11 protein-coding genes are annotated in these 17,503 nt (G+C 53.1%); 5 read left to right on the top strand and 6 right to left on the bottom strand.

Features of this window, described 5'->3' with window-relative positions; translation table 11 throughout:
- Nucleotides 1–160: 160 nt before the first annotated feature.
- The 6 genes from BLP53_RS05190 to BLP53_RS05215 all read right to left on the bottom strand — a co-directional run bounded on the left by BLP53_RS05190 (nucleotide 161) and on the right by BLP53_RS05215 (nucleotide 9,282).
- A complete protein-coding gene (locus BLP53_RS05190; protein ID WP_091471067.1) occupies nucleotides 161–1,969 on the bottom strand; it encodes a TolC family outer membrane protein in 1,809 nt (602 codons plus the stop codon).
- Nucleotides 1,970–2,178: 209 nt separating this feature from the next.
- Nucleotides 2,179–2,853, bottom strand: a complete 675-nt coding sequence (locus BLP53_RS05195) for a LuxR family transcriptional regulator (protein WP_245652645.1) — start codon at nucleotides 2,851–2,853, stop codon at nucleotides 2,179–2,181.
- A 2-nt stretch (nucleotides 2,854–2,855) separates the two neighbouring features.
- Entirely contained in the window at nucleotides 2,856–4,268 is a 1,413-nt protein-coding gene (locus tag BLP53_RS05200; protein WP_091471070.1) for an HlyD family type I secretion periplasmic adaptor subunit, read from the bottom strand.
- Nucleotides 4,269–4,273: 5 nt separating this feature from the next.
- Nucleotides 4,274–6,418, bottom strand: coding sequence for a type I secretion system permease/ATPase (locus tag BLP53_RS05205; protein WP_091471073.1), 2,145 nt, complete (start codon nucleotides 6,416–6,418; stop codon nucleotides 4,274–4,276).
- Between the two features lie 133 nt (nucleotides 6,419–6,551).
- Nucleotides 6,552–8,480: a bifunctional diguanylate cyclase/phosphodiesterase gene (locus BLP53_RS05210; RefSeq protein WP_091471076.1), complete on the bottom strand. Its 1,929-nt coding sequence runs from the start codon at nucleotides 8,478–8,480 to the stop codon at nucleotides 6,552–6,554.
- Between the two features lie 127 nt (nucleotides 8,481–8,607).
- Nucleotides 8,608–9,282, bottom strand: a complete 675-nt coding sequence (locus BLP53_RS05215) for a transglutaminase-like cysteine peptidase (protein WP_091471079.1) — start codon at nucleotides 9,280–9,282, stop codon at nucleotides 8,608–8,610.
- Nucleotides 9,283–9,510: 228 nt separating this feature from the next.
- Between BLP53_RS05215 and purB the strand changes: the two genes are divergently transcribed.
- Genes purB through wrbA form a run of 5 tightly spaced genes read left to right on the top strand, consistent with a single transcriptional unit; the run spans nucleotide 9,511 to nucleotide 17,498 of the window.
- Nucleotides 9,511–10,881, top strand: coding sequence for an adenylosuccinate lyase (gene purB, locus BLP53_RS05220; RefSeq protein ID WP_176755228.1), 1,371 nt, complete (start codon nucleotides 9,511–9,513; stop codon nucleotides 10,879–10,881).
- Between the two features lie 40 nt (nucleotides 10,882–10,921).
- Entirely contained in the window at nucleotides 10,922–12,775 is a 1,854-nt protein-coding gene (locus BLP53_RS05225; protein ID WP_245652647.1) for an autotransporter assembly complex protein TamA, read from the top strand.
- Nucleotides 12,775–16,098 carry a translocation/assembly module TamB domain-containing protein gene (locus BLP53_RS05230; RefSeq protein ID WP_091471084.1) on the top strand — a complete coding sequence of 1,108 codons (3,324 nt, stop codon included), beginning with the start codon at nucleotides 12,775–12,777 and terminating at the stop codon, nucleotides 16,096–16,098. The genes BLP53_RS05225 and BLP53_RS05230 overlap by 1 nt, the downstream gene beginning before the upstream one ends.
- 12 nt (nucleotides 16,099–16,110) lie before the next feature.
- Nucleotides 16,111–16,911 carry an NYN domain-containing protein gene (locus BLP53_RS05235; RefSeq protein ID WP_091471087.1) on the top strand — a complete coding sequence of 267 codons (801 nt, stop codon included), beginning with the start codon at nucleotides 16,111–16,113 and terminating at the stop codon, nucleotides 16,909–16,911.
- Entirely contained in the window at nucleotides 16,908–17,498 is a 591-nt protein-coding gene (gene wrbA, locus BLP53_RS05240; RefSeq protein WP_091471090.1) for an NAD(P)H:quinone oxidoreductase, read from the top strand. Before BLP53_RS05235 ends, wrbA begins: the two co-directional genes overlap by 4 nt.
- Nucleotides 17,499–17,503: the final 5 nt, after the last annotated feature.

Raw genomic sequence — 17,503 nt, forward strand, 5'->3', positions numbered from 1 at the left:
GAAGTACAATATCTGTGCTGCGGGCTGAACGGCAGTAGGCAGTAGATGAAACCCCGTAATGACAGGGGAAGCCACTAAGAAGCACAACAAAAAAGCGAAGCTGTTTCCAGCTCCGCTCTGATTTGACAGCCCTGCAATAAAGCAGGGCAAGCAATTTTAATTATTCAGCTGTTTGCTGATAGCGGATCACCTCAACGCGACGGTTGGCGTCGTTACCATTGATAGGATCGTTTTCAGCAATTGGCTGGGAGAAGCCGTAGCCTTTAACCACAAACCGGTTGGCATCCAGGCCTTTTTTGGTCAGGTAATCTGCCACTGCTTTAGCGCGCTTCTCGGAGAGCACCTGATTGTACTTCTCTTTTGAGGTTTTACGTTTATCGGTATGGCCAGCGATTTCAATTCTATCGTTGCCCCACTCTTTAACCACGTCATACACGATATCCAGGTCAGCATAAGACTCTGGCAGGATAATCGCACTGTCTGCCTGGAACAGGATACGTGGCGTAAATTTCATGGTCGCTTTTTCTGGCGCTTTTGGCTTGAAGGCTTCGCCTTCCCATGGCTTGGCATTTGCCAGCAAAGCTGCCTTGTCCGGTACCAGCTGGTCAGGCACAACGGCTTTACAAATAGTCTCGCGATCCATGTATTCTTCACGTGGATATTCACCCACATCAGTACGTGTGACGCCCAGTTTGCGCAACAGCAACCCTTGACCGGCGTAGACTCTGGCGTAAGCAGTACTCAGGTCCATTTCCGCACTGGTATAATTGCGGCGGGACTGGAAATATTCGTTCTCGGTATCCAACAAGTCCAGCAAGGTACGCTGACCGATATCATATTGCTTGCGATAAGCCAGGCGTGCATTCTCAATGGAGTCCTGGTGCTGTTTGCGGTAAGCAACCTGCTCGCTCAACTGCCTGATATCGTTGTAGGCAATGGCCACTAACTGACGTGTATCAATACACGCTTTATCCCGCAGGTCATGTGAACGGTTCAGGTCTTGGGCCGCAGAATCCAGGTTGGATTTGTCGGTAAAGCCATTGAACAGGTTCCAGCTGGCTGTCACTTCCAGTGTATCTGCAGCCAGGGTGCTGTTTCTGGAAGCATCATTCACATCAATGATTTTGCGCCCGGTCAGATCCAGGCGAGGCATGAATGGCGCTTTTCTGCCAGAAACGGAGTTTTCGGTAGCAATGATATTTTCAATCGCTGCCAGGATGTTAGGGTTTTGCTTGTAAGCATCATCCAGCACTTTATCCGCACTGCCAGCCAGGCCGTCGCCAGTCATCTGCACTTCCACCACATTGTCAGGTGGCAACTCACCTACCAGGCGCTGGAAGCGGGCAGTCACGTCAAACAGATTGCTGGTTTCGGTCAGCAGGTTGGCTTCTGCCAGGGCCAGACGACCTGTCGCCTGCTCAAGGTCAACTTTCTTGCCTACACCGGCCTCGACACGGGATTTGATTTTTTCATGGATTTGCTTGTGCACGACAAAGTTGTCTTGCGCATAAGTCACCAGGCGGCGATAGCGCAACAGGTCGAAATAGGCAGTTGCAGTATCCAGGGCGATGCCTTGCATTTGCCCTTGCAATTCGTAGAAACGGGATTTAGCCACATGATCCAGGCGGGCTACTTCTGATGGCGTTGCCAGGCCATCAAAAATCATTTGTCGCAATGTTAAGGTAGACTGCTGATTGGGGGTTTGGGTGTTGTTGATGTTCGGGCTAAGACGCTCCTGGTTACGGAAGGTCTGGTCTACCGTGACATTCGGCAGATACCGGCCCTTGGCAGCAGACTCATCGAACTCCGCGCCTTTGAACGCATGAAAGCGTGCCTGAACCTCCGGGTTCTCAGACACGGCCTTCTCAACCATTTTCTCCAGTGTCTCAGGGCTGGCTGCCAGTGACACAGGCGAGTGAGAAAACATCCCCATTACTAACAGCGCCGAAGCGATTTTTTTTATTTTCATGTGCAGACTCTTATACAAGTTATTAATGATTCATCCGGGAACCAGTATAACCACAGTATTGTCAAGGCACAACCTAGCCAGCCCTATTAAATGGGAATTAATCTCCATTTTTAGGGAAAAATGTCAAAAAATGTTTTTTTACACCAAAAAACCTTACAAAAACGCTGTACTCACTGTTTTTTTCCAGAAAATTAAGAGTGTTTTTTACGTCAGGAGTTCAGGTGCGGTTTATTGAAAGACTGAAGCGTATCCTCTTGGCCGAAATGCCCCTGCGAGGATTGCCCTTGCAATACCAGTGCCAGGTGCAGGCGATCCCGCACTTTTAGCGTATCGAATACCGAGGTCAGGTGCGCCTTGACGGTACGTTCTGAAATGGACAGGCTACGAGCAATTTCCTTATTGCTGTCACCTTTGGCCGCTTCCAGCGCAACTTCACGTTCACGTTTGGTCAATCCTTCCAGGATGTCATCCTGGAGACTGGCCTGGTGTGTGCCACGTGTGGTCATGGTAATCAGGTGTTTGAGCAGGTCGCGCCCCAGCCAGACACCACCATGCGACACCACGCTATAAACCTCTTTCAGCACCTGGTGATGCGCATAGGCGTGCAGATAACCTACCACGCCCAGCTCCAGCGCCTGCATGGCTTCAGGCTGTTCGGGGTTATTAGACAGCACGATCACTTTGGCAGAAGGAATCAAGGACAACACGCGTTGCACCTGGCTACGCCATTGCTGACCACTTTCAAGTTGTGCATGCACCCACACTACGGTTGCCCCGGCCAGATCTGCAGATGCGACCTCTGTACTGGTGACCAGTTTGGGAAATGCTTTCAGCCAGGCTTCTACAGGTTGCTTTAATGACGTAATAAAAATATGTTTCATCATGATCAACGCTCGGTTAATGCATACGATTTAGCCTTCAGCACAGGCTTCAGTAAATAGGACATCACTGTTTTTTTACCGGTCAGGATGTCCACCTGTGCCACCATACCAGGAATAATCGGCAAGTTTTTGCCAAGATTATTCTTTATTGTTCTTACCTTAACGACATAAAACGCATTTCCTTTATCGTCTATGGTGGAATCGGCAGCAATATCTTCCACCAGGCCGTCCATGCTGCCATAAATACTGTAGTCATAGGCGGTCAATTTGACGACGGCAGGCTGCTGGGGCCGGATAAAGGCAATATCCTTGGTCTGTACCTTGGTTTCAATCACCAGCGTATCATCCGAAGGCACCACTTCCATCACTTCCTTGCCGGGCTGGATGACGCCGCCGACGGTATTGTAGTAAAGTTTGCTCACTTTACCGTTCACAGGCGACAGCAGCGTGGACTGTTTCACCTTGTCAGACAGCGCCAGGCTGGACTGGGTCAAACTGTTAATTTTGGCTGTGGTTTCGTTTAAATCCGTCCTCACCTTACTCAGGAAGGATTGCTGAGCTTCAGCCACCTTGCGTCGTGCTTCTGAAATCGCAGCCTGCAGGCGGCCAATCTGGGCAGAAGTCTGGTCAATATCTCCTTTGGCCCGGTTGGCGTCGCGTTCCAGTCGCAGGATCTCGATTTCCGACACCGCACCGCTATTGAGCAAAGGCCGGTTAGCCGCCAGTTCTTTACTGGAAGAATCGTATGTTTTAATGGCAACGTCTTTTTTGAACTCTGCTTCAGACAGTTCACGCTCACGCTGTGACAGTTGATCCCTGGCGATATTCACCTGTGAATTCAATTCATCGCGTGCCGCGTTGAACAACTGCAATTCCTGGTAGTACATATCCGGTGCTTTCTGCTGCACCTCGGCAGGCGGATTGAAGCTTACGCCGTTGGCCAGCGCCTTTAAACGCGCCTCTTTGGCCCGCAGTGATAGATACTGGCTTTCGTTTTCCTTTAACGAGGAAATCGCCCGGGTTTCATCGATCTTGATCAACGGCTGGCCGCGTTTCACGGTATCACCCAGATGCACCATGATATCGGTCACGATACCGCCATCCAGTGATTGCACCACCTGTATCTGGCGGGAAGGAATCACGCGGCCTTCGCCACGCGTCACTTCATCCACTTCAGCCAGGTTGGCCCATACCAGCAGCGCCACCAGGATCAGCAGGATAGCGTACATGATGAGTTTGGCATGCAGCATGTGATCTTCTACCATCACGTCATGCGCCTGCTCCGGCCAGGAACGGTTTTCTGCTGTCTCTGTTTTAACAATCCTGTCGACCAGGGCATGCACCGGTTTGCCCAGGCGCACCCAGATACTGTCGTTTCTGGTCACACCGCCATAGGTATCAAATATTTTTTTTGTCATGATGCTTACCTTGCCTTACCCACTTTGCCCGAGCGTAACGCGGCAGTCACGTCTTCTTTATTACCATCGGCCACAATCTGCCCGGCATCAATCACAATCAAGCGCTCAGCGAGTTCCAGCATGGCGTTGCGGTGGCTGATCACGAGCAACGTCTTGTCTGCGGTGGCAGTTGCAATATTGCGCTTGACCGTCTCTTCACCCGAATGGTCCATGGCACTGGTAGGCTCATCCAGCAATACGATTTGCGGATGGGTAACGAAAGCACGTGCAATGCCCACGCCCTGGCGCTGCCCGCCGGACAAGGTCTCGCCACGCTCCCCTACTTCCAGGTCGAAACCTTTGGGATGCGTATTCACGAAATCGGCGATGCCGCCCACCTGTGCCGCATGCAGCACCGACTGGTCATCGGCATGCGAATGGCGCAAGGTAATATTGTCCCGCAAGGTGCCATAAAACAGGTGGTTGTCCTGTTGCACATAGCCGATGCTGCGGCGCAGCTCGGCCGGGTCAATCTGGCGCGCGTCTATGCCATCAATCAGGATGGCACCTTCCGTTGGCTGGTAGAGGCCCAGAATCAGTTTGTTAATAGTGGTCTTACCTGAACCCATGCGGCCAATCAGGCCTACATGCTCGCCAGGCAGGATCCTGAAAGAAACACGGTTCAAGGCCAGTTCATCCGAACCCGGGTATTTGAACGATACGTTTTTAAACTCGATCTCGCCCCGGAATGCTGGCCTGGACAGGAAACCGGCCTCCTTGCTGCGTTCCACCGGTTTTTCCATAATCGCTTCCAGCGATTTCAGCGAGGTTGCAGCAGAATGATATTGCGTAAACAGGTTGGCGACTTGCGAAATCGGCGCCAGCGCACGGCTGGTCAATTGCGAACATGCAATCAATCCACCCATGGTCAGGTCACCATTCGAGATCAGGTATACGCCCAGAATAATGATGGAAACGCTGATAATCTGCTGCAGGGCATAAGAGCCGTTGGTGATCGAAGAAGACAATAATTTCAGCTTGCTGCCGACTTCGGACAGGAACAAGGCGCTTTTCTCCCACTTGCCCTGCATCTGCCCTTCGATACCCATGGATTTGACGGTTTCCAGCCCGACCAGGCTTTCAATCAGTGTAGCGTTACGCTGGGCACTGGCGCGGTACATGGTTTCGGATAAGTCGTGCATTTTGGTCTGCACGCTTAAGGAGTAAACCAGCACGATGGCCCCCCCGACAAAGGCAGGCAATACCATGACCGGGTTAATCCAGGCGATCACTATCAGGAAAATAATACCAAAAGGTAAATCAATCAGCGTCACCACCGTGGCGGAAGTAATAAAATCGCGCACGCTTTCGAATGAGCGCAGGTTGGAGGCGAACGACCCCACGGAAGTCGGTTTGGCTTCGTAGCGGGTGCCGAGTACCTTTTCCATGATCTTGGAACTAAGTTTGACATCAATACGCGCGCTGGCCCAATCGAGGAAATAAGCACGCATGGAGCGCAACAGCAAGTCACCGCATACAATTAGCGCCACGCCAATGCCAAGCACCCACAAGGTTTCCACCGCCTTGTTCGGCACCACGCGGTCATACACGTTCATGGTGAACAGTGGCATGGCCAGGGCAAATATATTGATCAGGAAGGCAGCTACCATCACATCACGGTAGATGCCCTTGTTTTCGGCCAGGGTGCCCCAGAACCAGTGCCGGACTTTAACGCGCCCCACTTCCGGTGTCCGTGCATCGAAGATGAAGTTCTGTTTGGCCACCAACGCATAACCGGTATATTCCGCCACGAGGTCAGCCAGGCTGATGGTGACAGGTTCCGGTGAAATGTCCGGGAAAATCACTTGTGCAAAATGCAGGCTGTCATCCACTTTCAGCAACTGGCAGGCGCGGTGATTGTTCAATAGCAAGATCACATCACCCTGTGACTGAATCAGGGCAGGAATGGCGTTTTGCTGTACCGTGACGTCGAAGCGCAAACGTTCAGCCGAACGCTTGAACAGTTCGGGATTCAGCTTGCCGTCTTCGAGCGGCAGGCCGGCAGTGAGGGCATCACGGGTGGTCGCCAACCGGTGATGCCGGCAGAGGTAAAGCAGGCACTCAAGTAAAGTGTCTTTGTCAGTGGGGTTAAAATATTGCGTCGTTTCCATGGCTTTGGCTTGTTATTATCCTTATCAACGGCTCAAATACTTCAGAGGTAGATGAGTATTGTACTCAATTGCAATACCGGTCAAAACGCCGAGTATATGGCATAAACCCGGCGAATTACAGGGATTGGCAGCCTTAGAGTGTACCGAATTGCAGATTTTCCTGCACAAATGGCCCGGTCACGGCTTCTATACCCACCGCGTTCAAACTGTCCAGCTCCTTCTGGTCCCGCACGCCTTCTGCAATCGGCATAATGCCCATGGTACGTACCATCATGCACAAGCCGCGTAACAGTGATTGCTGCTGCGGACGCAGATGAATATCCCGAATCAGCGAAGCATCAAACTTGACAAAATCCAGCCCCAGTTCATGCAAGTCGCCCAGTTGTGCCATTCGCGTTGCCACATGTTCCATGCCGACCATGCATCCCAGCGATTTCACCAGGTATACAAATTCCCTGAACTGCAAAAAGTCACTGAATGCTGCCTCTTCCGAAACTTCAAAACTTAATCTCGCCGGTTGCTGGATGGTCTGCATCAAATTTTGTATCTTGGCCCGGTACTCATCACTGCGCATGGCTGCCGCCGACACATTGACACTCAGGCTATCATCGCTCTTATGCAACATATCCACGGCACAATCCAGCGCCAGGCCATCCAGTGTCTTGATCATATCGAGCTGACTGGCCCAGTCGATAAAGGCCCCGGCCGCCAGCCACTGGTCACCTTCATCAATATGCAGGCGCAACGGACATTCATAATGTAAGAGTTGCTGTTCTCTCTGCATCACCGGATAGCGCGCCAACTTGATATTCTTGTGTTCAATAGCCTGCAGAAACTGCTCCTTCCACTGGCCAAGGTAGTTTTTCCTGGAAGTGAGAATGCTGTTGGCGTTCATGACACGCATGGGCACCACAGCCTGGTCACTGGACAGATCCAGGATAAACTGCATTACGCGGTGAATATCGGCAAAATCATCGCCTTTTTTGGTTTTGGTATGCGCAACCACAAATTGGAATTGCATCAGCTGTTGCGCTGCATTCAGTTTTTCCAGCACCAACTTGAATTCTGCTGCGACAGCAAAATCATTCAGCGGCTGGCGACTGAAAATGCCAAACATGCCACCTGACATCCTGCCAGATACTACATCGGCATAATGTTCCGCCTGCTGCCTGATGGCATCACCGACTTTCTTGATTAACTGATTGGTCACACTATATCCCAACTGCTTGTCGATTTCGGACAGGTTGCGCAACTGCACCAGTATCAGCATGCCTTCTACGAAGCTGTCATCTTTCAGCGCGACTGCTACCGTATTGCTGAAATGCGCCTGATTCATCAGGCCGGTGACTTCATCATAGTTGATTTGCAGGTTCAGGACATTGAGGCGCTCGGACTCTGCCGTCACCATGGATTTCACGCGATCGGACAAGATGTTCATGGTGCGCACCAGCTTGCGGAACTCTTCGGTTTTTGGCTCCTTAATCGTGATGTATTTGCGTTCACCCAGGGCCTCTGCCTGACCGATCACATCCTCTAGCGGTTTCAGGATGCGTTTCAGCCAGACACCGGAAACCACATAGCTCATCAAGGCCACAATCAGTGTCCACAGCACGGCATGGCGCGAGGTTTCCCATAGCTGGTCATAGGCCAGCGACGGTTCGCTTTCCAGGATCAAGGTACCATATTGCTGCCAGCCGGACTGGATATTGGCCACACCGGGGTGAATGCTGATGGAGAAAAGGGACTGGAACCATTTTGGCGCCACCGAATGCGGATTGCGGTTAACCCGCTCTATCATGGTTTTGTTTTCAGGCGAGACGATCGCGATGCGGCGGTAATTACCCATATCAAACTGGGCACTGACAATCAGTTCAACCGTGACATTGTCTTTCTGGATATTGGAAAGCGTGATAGCCAGGCCGTTGGCGTTGTCATTATTTTTTTTCTGCATCTGCTCGGCCATGAAACGATGGTCATCATACACGCCCAGGAACAGGCAACCAGCTGCCACCATCAGGATGATGACAGAAATCGCAATGCGTATTTGTTTTATTAATGACATGTCCAAGCCCTCTTTTTTCTTGGGTAAATCACTTGCAACCCGGCGTTATTGCAGGCTCCGGCATAAGCCTAGCATTAACGCACCCTATTAACCATATATAACCTAAGGTCTTATCCCAGGTTTTCATTTATTCCAGCCCATCCTGTCGCATCCGCGTCAACACATCCCGCCATTTTGAAATGTTATTGGGTGATCCGGCACGCTGGTTGGGGTTATTGGCCACAAACAGGCCTTGTTCATTAAAGCTGAAGACAGGAAACAGGTCGCTGCGCCTGGAAGCCGGCAATATCTGGAAATTCAGGTTATCCAGGATCAGCGGATCGCTGTTCGGTGTGGCATAGTAGGCCACCACCATGTGCGCACGCAGGGTGCCACTGGACATGCGGGCGCGGACATAGGTCATGCGTAACTTATCTTGCAAGATACCGAGTTTCTTGAGCAAGGTATATTTGGCAATACTGAAGTCTTCGCAGTCACCTGCCCCTTTACCGAACGTCTCCAGTGGAGTCGCCCAGTAATCTTCCTTTCCCCATATATTGATATCATCGACAAACATGACATGCTGGTTGACGAAGTCATTGATCATGCCGATCTTGGTCATTTCACTGGTACCGCTCAACTGGCTATACAACTCGTTCAGGCGCATCACATTCTGGTAAGCCTCTTCGCCATAGCGCTGCCTCACTTTTTCCAGCATGGCCAGCACATAATCGTCGGCCAGGGTGTGCGTCCATAGCACACACAGCGCCAGGCACAAGCTGGCTGCAATTCGGGTCAGAGAAGAAGAAACGTAGCGTCTCATGTGAAATTAGGTTCCAGTGCGCGATTATGTCATGCGCTTATCCAGCATAAATTGATAAACAAAACGGGTTTCTCCGGCAAATTCAGTCATCTTAAAAAGACTAACGCCTGACAGCAAGCAATATCTAGCCCACCTGGCAACGGAATTCACCACTAGGAATTCAACAAAGACAAGTAGGGATGGATTGGGTAAAATGTCGGCTTTCGAATCAACCGCTTTATATTCATGATGTCTCTGACCACCCTCAATGCACTTTCCCCCCTGGATGGCCGTTACCAGGCCAAACTTGACCCATTGCGCCCATTCTTCAGCGAATATGCCCTGATCAAACACCGTGCGCTGGTAGAAGTCGCCTGGCTGAAAGCCCTAAGTGCAGCGCCTGAACTGGCTGAAATCGCCCCGTTCAGCGCAGAAACCATCCATGAGCTGGATGTAGCCATCGAGGTGTTTAGTGAGACCGATGCGGTGCAGGTCAAAGCCATTGAAGCACGTACCAATCATGATGTGAAAGCCCTGGAATACTGGCTCAAGGAAAAATTTGACGGTAATCCCGAAATCAAGAAAGCCAGCGAATTCATCCATTTTGCCTGTACTTCGGAAGATATTAATAACCTGTCGCACGCGCTGATGCTGAAATCCGCGCGCGATGCGGTCATGCTGCCCGAACTGCAAAGGGTCATTGCCCGCCTGACCGAGCTGGCACATGCCCTGGCTGACCAACCCATGCTGTCACGCACACATGGCCAGACTGCCAGCCCGACCACCATGGGCAAAGAGCTGGCCAATGTGGTCTACCGCCTGCAGCGCCAGCTGAAGCAACTGCAAGCCAATGAAATCCTGGGCAAAATTAACGGTGCCGTGGGTAACTTCAATGCCCACTTGTCTGCCTATCCCGGGTTTGACTGGGAGAGCTTTGCCGAACGCTTCGTCGAGTCGCTGGGCCTGAGCTATAACCCGATGACCATCCAGATCGAGCCGCATGACTATATGGCTGAACTTTATGACACACTGGCACGTATCAATACCATCCTGATTGACCTGAACAGGGATATCTGGGGCTACATCTCGGTGGGTTACTTCAAGCAGAAGGTGAAAGCCGGTGAAATCGGTTCCTCTACCATGCCGCACAAGGTCAACCCGATTGACTTCGAAAACTCCGAAGGCAACCTGGGCCTGGCCAATGCCATCCTGCGCCACCTGGCAGAAAAACTGCCTGTCTCCCGCTGGCAGCGTGACCTGACCGACTCCACGGTATTGCGTAATATGGGCGTGGCGCTGGGCTATACCCTGCTTGGTTACGACGCCTGCCTGCGTGGCCTGAATAAACTGGAAGTGAATCCGCAACGTTTGAACGAAGACCTGGATAATAGCTGGGAAGTCCTGGCCGAACCTATCCAGACCGTGATGCGCCGTTATGGCATTGAAAACCCGTACGAACAGTTGAAAGAACTCACCCGCGGCAAGGGCGGCATCAACCAGCAGTCTCTGCATGCGTTTATTGCCACTTTGCAAATTCCGGCAGAAGCCAAAGAAGCCCTGCTGGCACTTACCCCCGCAACTTACACTGGCAAAGCCAGCCAATTGGTAAAACATATTTGATTTGATCAAAGACTGTGCCGCTTGCAGCGGTAACCAACGCTTGTTAAGGACATTCGCCACCCGTGCGATGTCCTTTCCTGGCCAGGCATGGATGAAATGCCTGATGGCAGATCGCTTGTTCCTTGCCGCCCTGCTCTGCATCCTCCTGTGCTACACCCCCGGAACACATGCGCAAGACAGCGAATGGTTCCAGGTCAGGCAAGGCGATCATTACCAGACACGTTTTTTCCTCAATGGTGATGCGCCCGCTGAAAACCGGCCAGCCCTGCGCGCCCTGCTGGAAAAATACCTGTCCATCCACGAAGCCATGCAGAATCCGCGCCTGAACGAGGGTGAGTGGCAGCGGCTGATGCAGAAAACCCCACAGGAAATCAGTGACCTGCTGGCCACCGAGGGCTATTTCAAAACCAACACAGCCATCACCCGGCCAGCGCCAGACACGGCAGATTTTCACCTGACCCTGCCACCACGGACCAAAATAAACAAAGTCACATTAACCCTGACGGGCGAGATTCAACAAGCCGCACATCGTGACCTCCTGGAAAAGGCGCAGAAACACTGGGCATTACCCGTCGACAGCGTGTTTACCCAACCTGCCTGGAGTGCGGCCAAGCGTGATCTACTGGCAGTATTCCTGCAGGCTGAATTCCCCAACGCCAGAATCACCCGTTCGCAAGCGCTGGTCAATCCGCAAACGCAGGCCGTCCTGATTAACATTGCGGTAGACTCGGGCCCGGCCATCCGTTTTGGCCAGGTCCGTATCCACGGCCTGAAGCACTACCAGGAAGCCCTGATCCGCCCGTTGAACACGCTTAAAACGGGCGAACCCTACCGCCAGTCAGAGTTACTGGTATTGCAGAACAGCCTGATGAGCAGCGGCAAATTCAACCAGGTCGATGTGGTCGCCAACACCAAAACACCCAACGCTGACCGCAGCGCGGATGTGGATGTGACCGTCAGCGAGACGGAGCAGAAAAGCATGCGTATAGGCGTGGGTGCCAGCACCAATACTGGCGCGCGTATCGTCTTCAATTACACGGACCGCAACCTGTTTGACCATGGCCTGTTATGGGACAGCGCTATTCGCCTGGAACAGCGCCTGCAGGCGGCCACTTCCAATATTACCTTCCTGACCGATGAAAAAGGCTATCGCGACAGCATACAGAACAGCGTCACGCGTACCGATCTCGAAGGCCAGGTCACCACGGCCTTCCAGAACGGGGTACGTCGCTACTGGGGGAATGCCGCGACGCTGGAACAATATATAGGTGCCAACCTGCTGTATGAATTCCTGTCGGTGGATGGCGAGCAATCGCAGTTCAACAAAGCGACCACACTCGCCTATGGCTTAAGCATGCGGCACCTGGATAACGCACTGGCGCCGACCAAAGGCTGGATACTGAACACGCAATTCCAGCTCGCTCCGTTTGAGCACTTGTCTGATGGCCGCTTCCTGCAATCGCAGGCCAGGTTGCAGGGGTTTTATCCGCTGACCAGCTCCACGCAATGGCTGGGCAGGATTGAAGTCGGTACGGTGACTGGTGCACGCAGTGTACCTGCCACTTACCTGTTCCGCGCCGGTGGCGACCAGTCGGTACGTGGCTACGCCTTCCAGTCACTCGGCGTGGATAATGGAGATGGCGCGGTTGTCGGCGGACGGGTGCTGCTGACCGGCAGCAGCGAACTGGTGCAATGGCTGACCCACTCCTGGGGGGCCGCCATGTTTGTGGATTTTGGTAATGCCGCCAACAGCTGGAAAGATTACGACCCGGCACTCGGTTACGGCCTGGGTGTGCGCTGGCGCAGCCCGATCGGCCCGGTTGGGGTCGATATTGCTTATGGTGAAGCGACCAGGGAATACCGCTTACATTTTAACCTGGGGGTGAATTTCTGATGCGCCTGTTCAGCCGTCTTCACCAGATATTCAGGGCCTGCCTGACCGGCCTGCTATGCCTGTCACTGGTTATTACGCCGCAAATGGTCTGGGCCGCCAATGTGCTGCTTGTCACCAGCCTGAAAACGTTTGAAACCGACCTCGGCAATGCCACGCTGAAAGTAGATGGCATAGACTCCAATATGCGGCTGGGTATTACGCCACGCGGTGAACTGACCGTTTCCAGCTTCAAGGCCAGGCAAGTGACATTGCAGTTCAAAGCGGATGCCGAACCCAGCCAGCCAGCCCCTGCGCAAACAAGCTCAGGCCGCGCCCCGCTGCCCAAACGCATCAATATCCCATTGCCTTTCCACCTGCTATCGGGGCAGATTGAACGTTTAACGATTATTCAGGGGAAAAATACCTACCAGATTGAAAATATCCACCTTGACCTGGATGCGGATAACCAGGCCATGCAATTCCGCATCATGCAGGCGCACAGCCCGTGGGGCGAGCTCAGCAGCCAGTTCCAGATGCAGAATACGGCACCCTTCCCCGTACATGGCTGGCTGGATATGCAACAGACCCAAGGTGAACTGCCCTATCATCTGCGCACCGAATTACAGGGTGACCTGACCAGGCTGGAGATCACCGCCAACCACCATTACCAGCCGGAAGCCAGGCCATTTGCCATTATCCCGGCAGGCGAATATACAGGCCAAAAGCAAGATATCGTACAACTCAAGGCTTCCATCGGCCTGGATGAGGCGAGAAACAGCCATTTCCTGTTCCACCTGCAGCAATGGCAGGCCAGGCATATACATCCGCAACTGGCAGGCCATATGGATTTAACCGTGACGGCGGATGGCAGCCTGACTGACAATGGCACGCTGCAAGTCGCCGTGGATGCCGGAGACAGCCGCCTGCAACAACAGCCGCTGGTTGTACGCGGCAGCGCCACGCTGCAAGGCTATCAACTGGCCGCCTTGGACCTGCTGGCACAACTGGATCAAAACAGCCTGACGATACGCACAGTCAATACACCAACGGCCTCGGGCACATCGCCAGCATCCGGCCCCCAACTGGCCTGGCAGGCCAGGCTCCCCAACCTGGCGCAATTCATGCCGGGCTTTGCCGGCCAGGTCAGTGGCGAAGGCACGATACAGTCACTGGCCGATGGTTTCCAAACCGCGTACCGCTTATCGGGCCAGCGCCTGCAATTACCACAAGGGCTGCACCTGGCCGGGTTTGAAGTCGAAGGGCAGGCATCTAACCGCCAACAGGCATCCTTGCACAATCAAATCAGGCTGCGCGGCCTGTCGCAAAGCAATGCGCGTAACAGTGACAGCCCGCCCATAGACGCCGACCTCTACCTGGATGGCTCATTGGCACAACACCAGTTGACGCTACAGGTGAAAGATTCCGACCCGCTGTTGCACCGCAATCTCAGCCTGGTCCTCAATGGCAGCTGGCAAGATGATCACTGGCAGGCACAACTGACGCAATTGCAGGACAGCGACGGCAAAATATTCCGGCTGGCACAACCGGCCACCATGCGCTGGAATACGCAACAAGGCTTTGAGCTGCAACATATGGTACTCAATGTCCTGGCGGGGAACATGCAGCTGGAACAGTTGCATTACCGGCCGGCCCGGGCAGCGAATGCTGTGACCGGCCAGGCAGAAGAAAAAGTACAGTTTCATACGCGCGGCACCCTGACGGATTTTCCGGTGCAGGCATTATTGGCCTGGCTGGTACCGGAACAATCTGCACCCTTACCGGCAAACCACCTGCAATTGTCCGCCCAATGGGATCTGCAGCTGGATCGGCAACTGAACGGCTTCCTGCAATTGCAGCGCAGCAAAGGCGACTGGCAGGTATATGACACGGCCAATGCCAAATGGCAGGGCCTGGACTTGCAAATGTTATCCGCACAGCTGAAAGCGCAGAATAACCAGGTATCGCTGGATAGCCGTATCCAGTCGCCCAATGCCATCAACCTGACATTTTCCGGCAGCACGGTGGTGCAGCCCACACTGAGCGGATTCGTGATCGAAAACACGGCCCCGCTCTCGGCGCAACTGGACGCGCAGATCCATCAGCTGGCATGGCTTTCCCGCCTGCTGCCTGAGATGCAGCCCGCCGGCAGTTTCACAGTACAGGCACAAGCCAGCGGACACATCGGCCACCCGCAACTGCAAGGCAGCATGCACGGACAATCCCTGGCACTGCAAATCCCGTCACAAGGCGTATGGCTGGAACAGGGCCAGTTAAAAGCCACGCTGGCAGGCGACCAGGTGACTTTCGACCAGATCCATTTTGCCGGTAAAACCGGGGAGTTGAACGCCACCGGTGCCCTGGGGTTGAGGCAGGGCAACTGGCAACTGGAACTCTCCACGCAACTGGACAAATTGCAGGCGCTTTCCCGGGTAGACCGCTGGGTACAACTGAGCGGTAAAACCCAATTACACATGAATCATGAAAACACCCGGATCAGCGGCAGCCTTAACATCCATAAAGGCTTGTTTGAACTGCCCAAGGCCGATAAACCGAAACTGGATGAAGATGTTGTCGTAGACACGGTCGACATCGCCCCACCCGCCAAGCCATCTACCATCATCTTCCAGGATTTTGGCCTGGATTTTGGGGATAAGCCGGGCTTGCCTTTTACAGAATCCAAACAGTTTATGCTGCGTGGCCAGGGCCTGAATGGCGCGCTAAGCGGGAAAATGCGCCTGAACGGTTCGCTGGACGAGTTAATGGCCACTGGCACCCTGGAGTTGACCGGCACTTACCTCGCCTATGGCCAATCACTCAATATAGAAACCGGCCGCCTGATTTTCAGCGGCAAGATCCCGAATATCGGCCTGGATATCCTGGCCACGCGGCAGGTGGAAAGCACCAAGGTCGGTATCCAGATCAATGGCAGCCTGCAAACACCCCAGCTCAAATTGGTGTCCACCCCGGAAACCACCAATGAAAACAAGGTGTCGCTACTGGTGCTGGGGCAGCCAATGTCCGCCGTGGGCAGCAGCGACATGGCCCTGCTTTCGGTCGCAGCAGGTGCCTTGCTGTCACAGGGCGACTCGGTGTCGCTGCAAACCAGAATCGCCCAGACCATAGGCCTGGACAGCATAGATGTGCGTGGCTCCGGGCCGACCAATTATGCTGTCAGCGTGGGTAAACGCATCAATAGCAAGCTGGTGGTCGGCTATGAAAAAAGCATTGTCGGCCTGCTAAATGTTGGTAAACTCACCTACCAGCTCACCAACCGTATTTCAGTGGAAACCAGGACCGGCTCAGATAATGCGCTGGATGTGTTTTATGGTTTCAGTTTTGATTAATCCAGGAAAATAATGAATAGCGACAAAACAAACCCCAGGCTGGCTGTGCTCATTGATGCTGATAATACTTTCAGCATTATTGAAAAAATGGAGGCCCTGTTTGAAGAAATCTCCCAATATGGCGATGCCAGTGTCAGGCGCATCTATGGAGACTGGACAGATCACAGGCTGAACCGCTGGAAAGAGCATTTACCGCAGCACGCCATCCAGCCCATACAACAATACGCCAATACCAGAGGCAAAAACGCGACCGACAGTGCATTGATTATTGATGCCATGGATTTGCTCTACACGGCACCACTGGAAGGGTTTTGCATTATTTCCAGCGACAGCGACTTTACCAGGCTGGCGATCCGGTTGCGGGAAGCGGGCAAATTAGTTTACGGGTTTGGCGAAGCCAAAACACCAAACTCGCTGATTAAAGCCTGTAACAAATTTATTTATGTCGAAATCCTTTCTCAGCAAGCGGAAGAGCCGGAGGATCAATCTGTTGAAGCAGGCATACATGCAACAGAACCACAGTTAATACCTGCCGCACCGGGCAAAGTGCCTACGCCTGGCGTCAAGAAGACCTCCAAGGAACTGGCTTCCGATGCCAGGCTGGTAAGCAACGCCCGCTCTGCCATCATGGCCATTTCTGATGAAGATGGCTTTGCCCATCTGGGTGAAGTAAAAAAGCAAATGGTCAAAAACTTCCCGGCTTTCGACTCCCGCAATTATGGCTATTCAAAGTTCAGTGAGCTCATTAAAGCCATTGGCCTGTTTGAAGTAGATGCTCAGAAACAACGCATTAAAGATAAACGCAAAAAATGACCGAACTCCTGATTCTCTATTACTCCCAGGGCGGTGCCGTCAAGGAGATGGCGCAATTGATGGCACGCGGTATCGAAGGCGTTACGGGTGCCAAAGCCAGAATACGCACCGTGCCTAAAGTGTCAGCCAATTGTGAAACGACTGAACCGGACATCCCGGCATCTGGCGCGCCGTATGCCACGCTGCAGGACCTGGAAGAGTGCGCCGGCCTGGCATTAGGGAGTCCTACCCGTTTTGGCAATATGGCCGCACCGATGAAATACTTTCTCGATGGCACGTCAGGCTTGTGGTTAAAAGGGGCATTGATAGGTAAACCGGCAGCCGTGTTCACCTCTTCCGGATCCATGCATGGTGGCAATGAAATGACCCTGCTGACGATGATGATTCCGCTTATGCATCATGGCATGCTGATGGTAGGTCTGCCTTATTCAGAGCCGCAACTGGGCACCACGACCACCGGCGGTACGCCTTATGGCGCCAGCCATATTGGCGGGGCCATGGATGACCGGCCGATTTCGGAAGATGAGAAGAAATTGTGCATGACGTTAGGGAAACGCCTGGCCGAAACTGCACTCAAATTGCAATAACCGTT

The organism is Methylophilus rhizosphaerae (genome assembly GCF_900100975.1).
GTDB classification, from domain to species: domain Bacteria; phylum Pseudomonadota; class Gammaproteobacteria; order Burkholderiales; family Methylophilaceae; genus Methylophilus; species Methylophilus rhizosphaerae.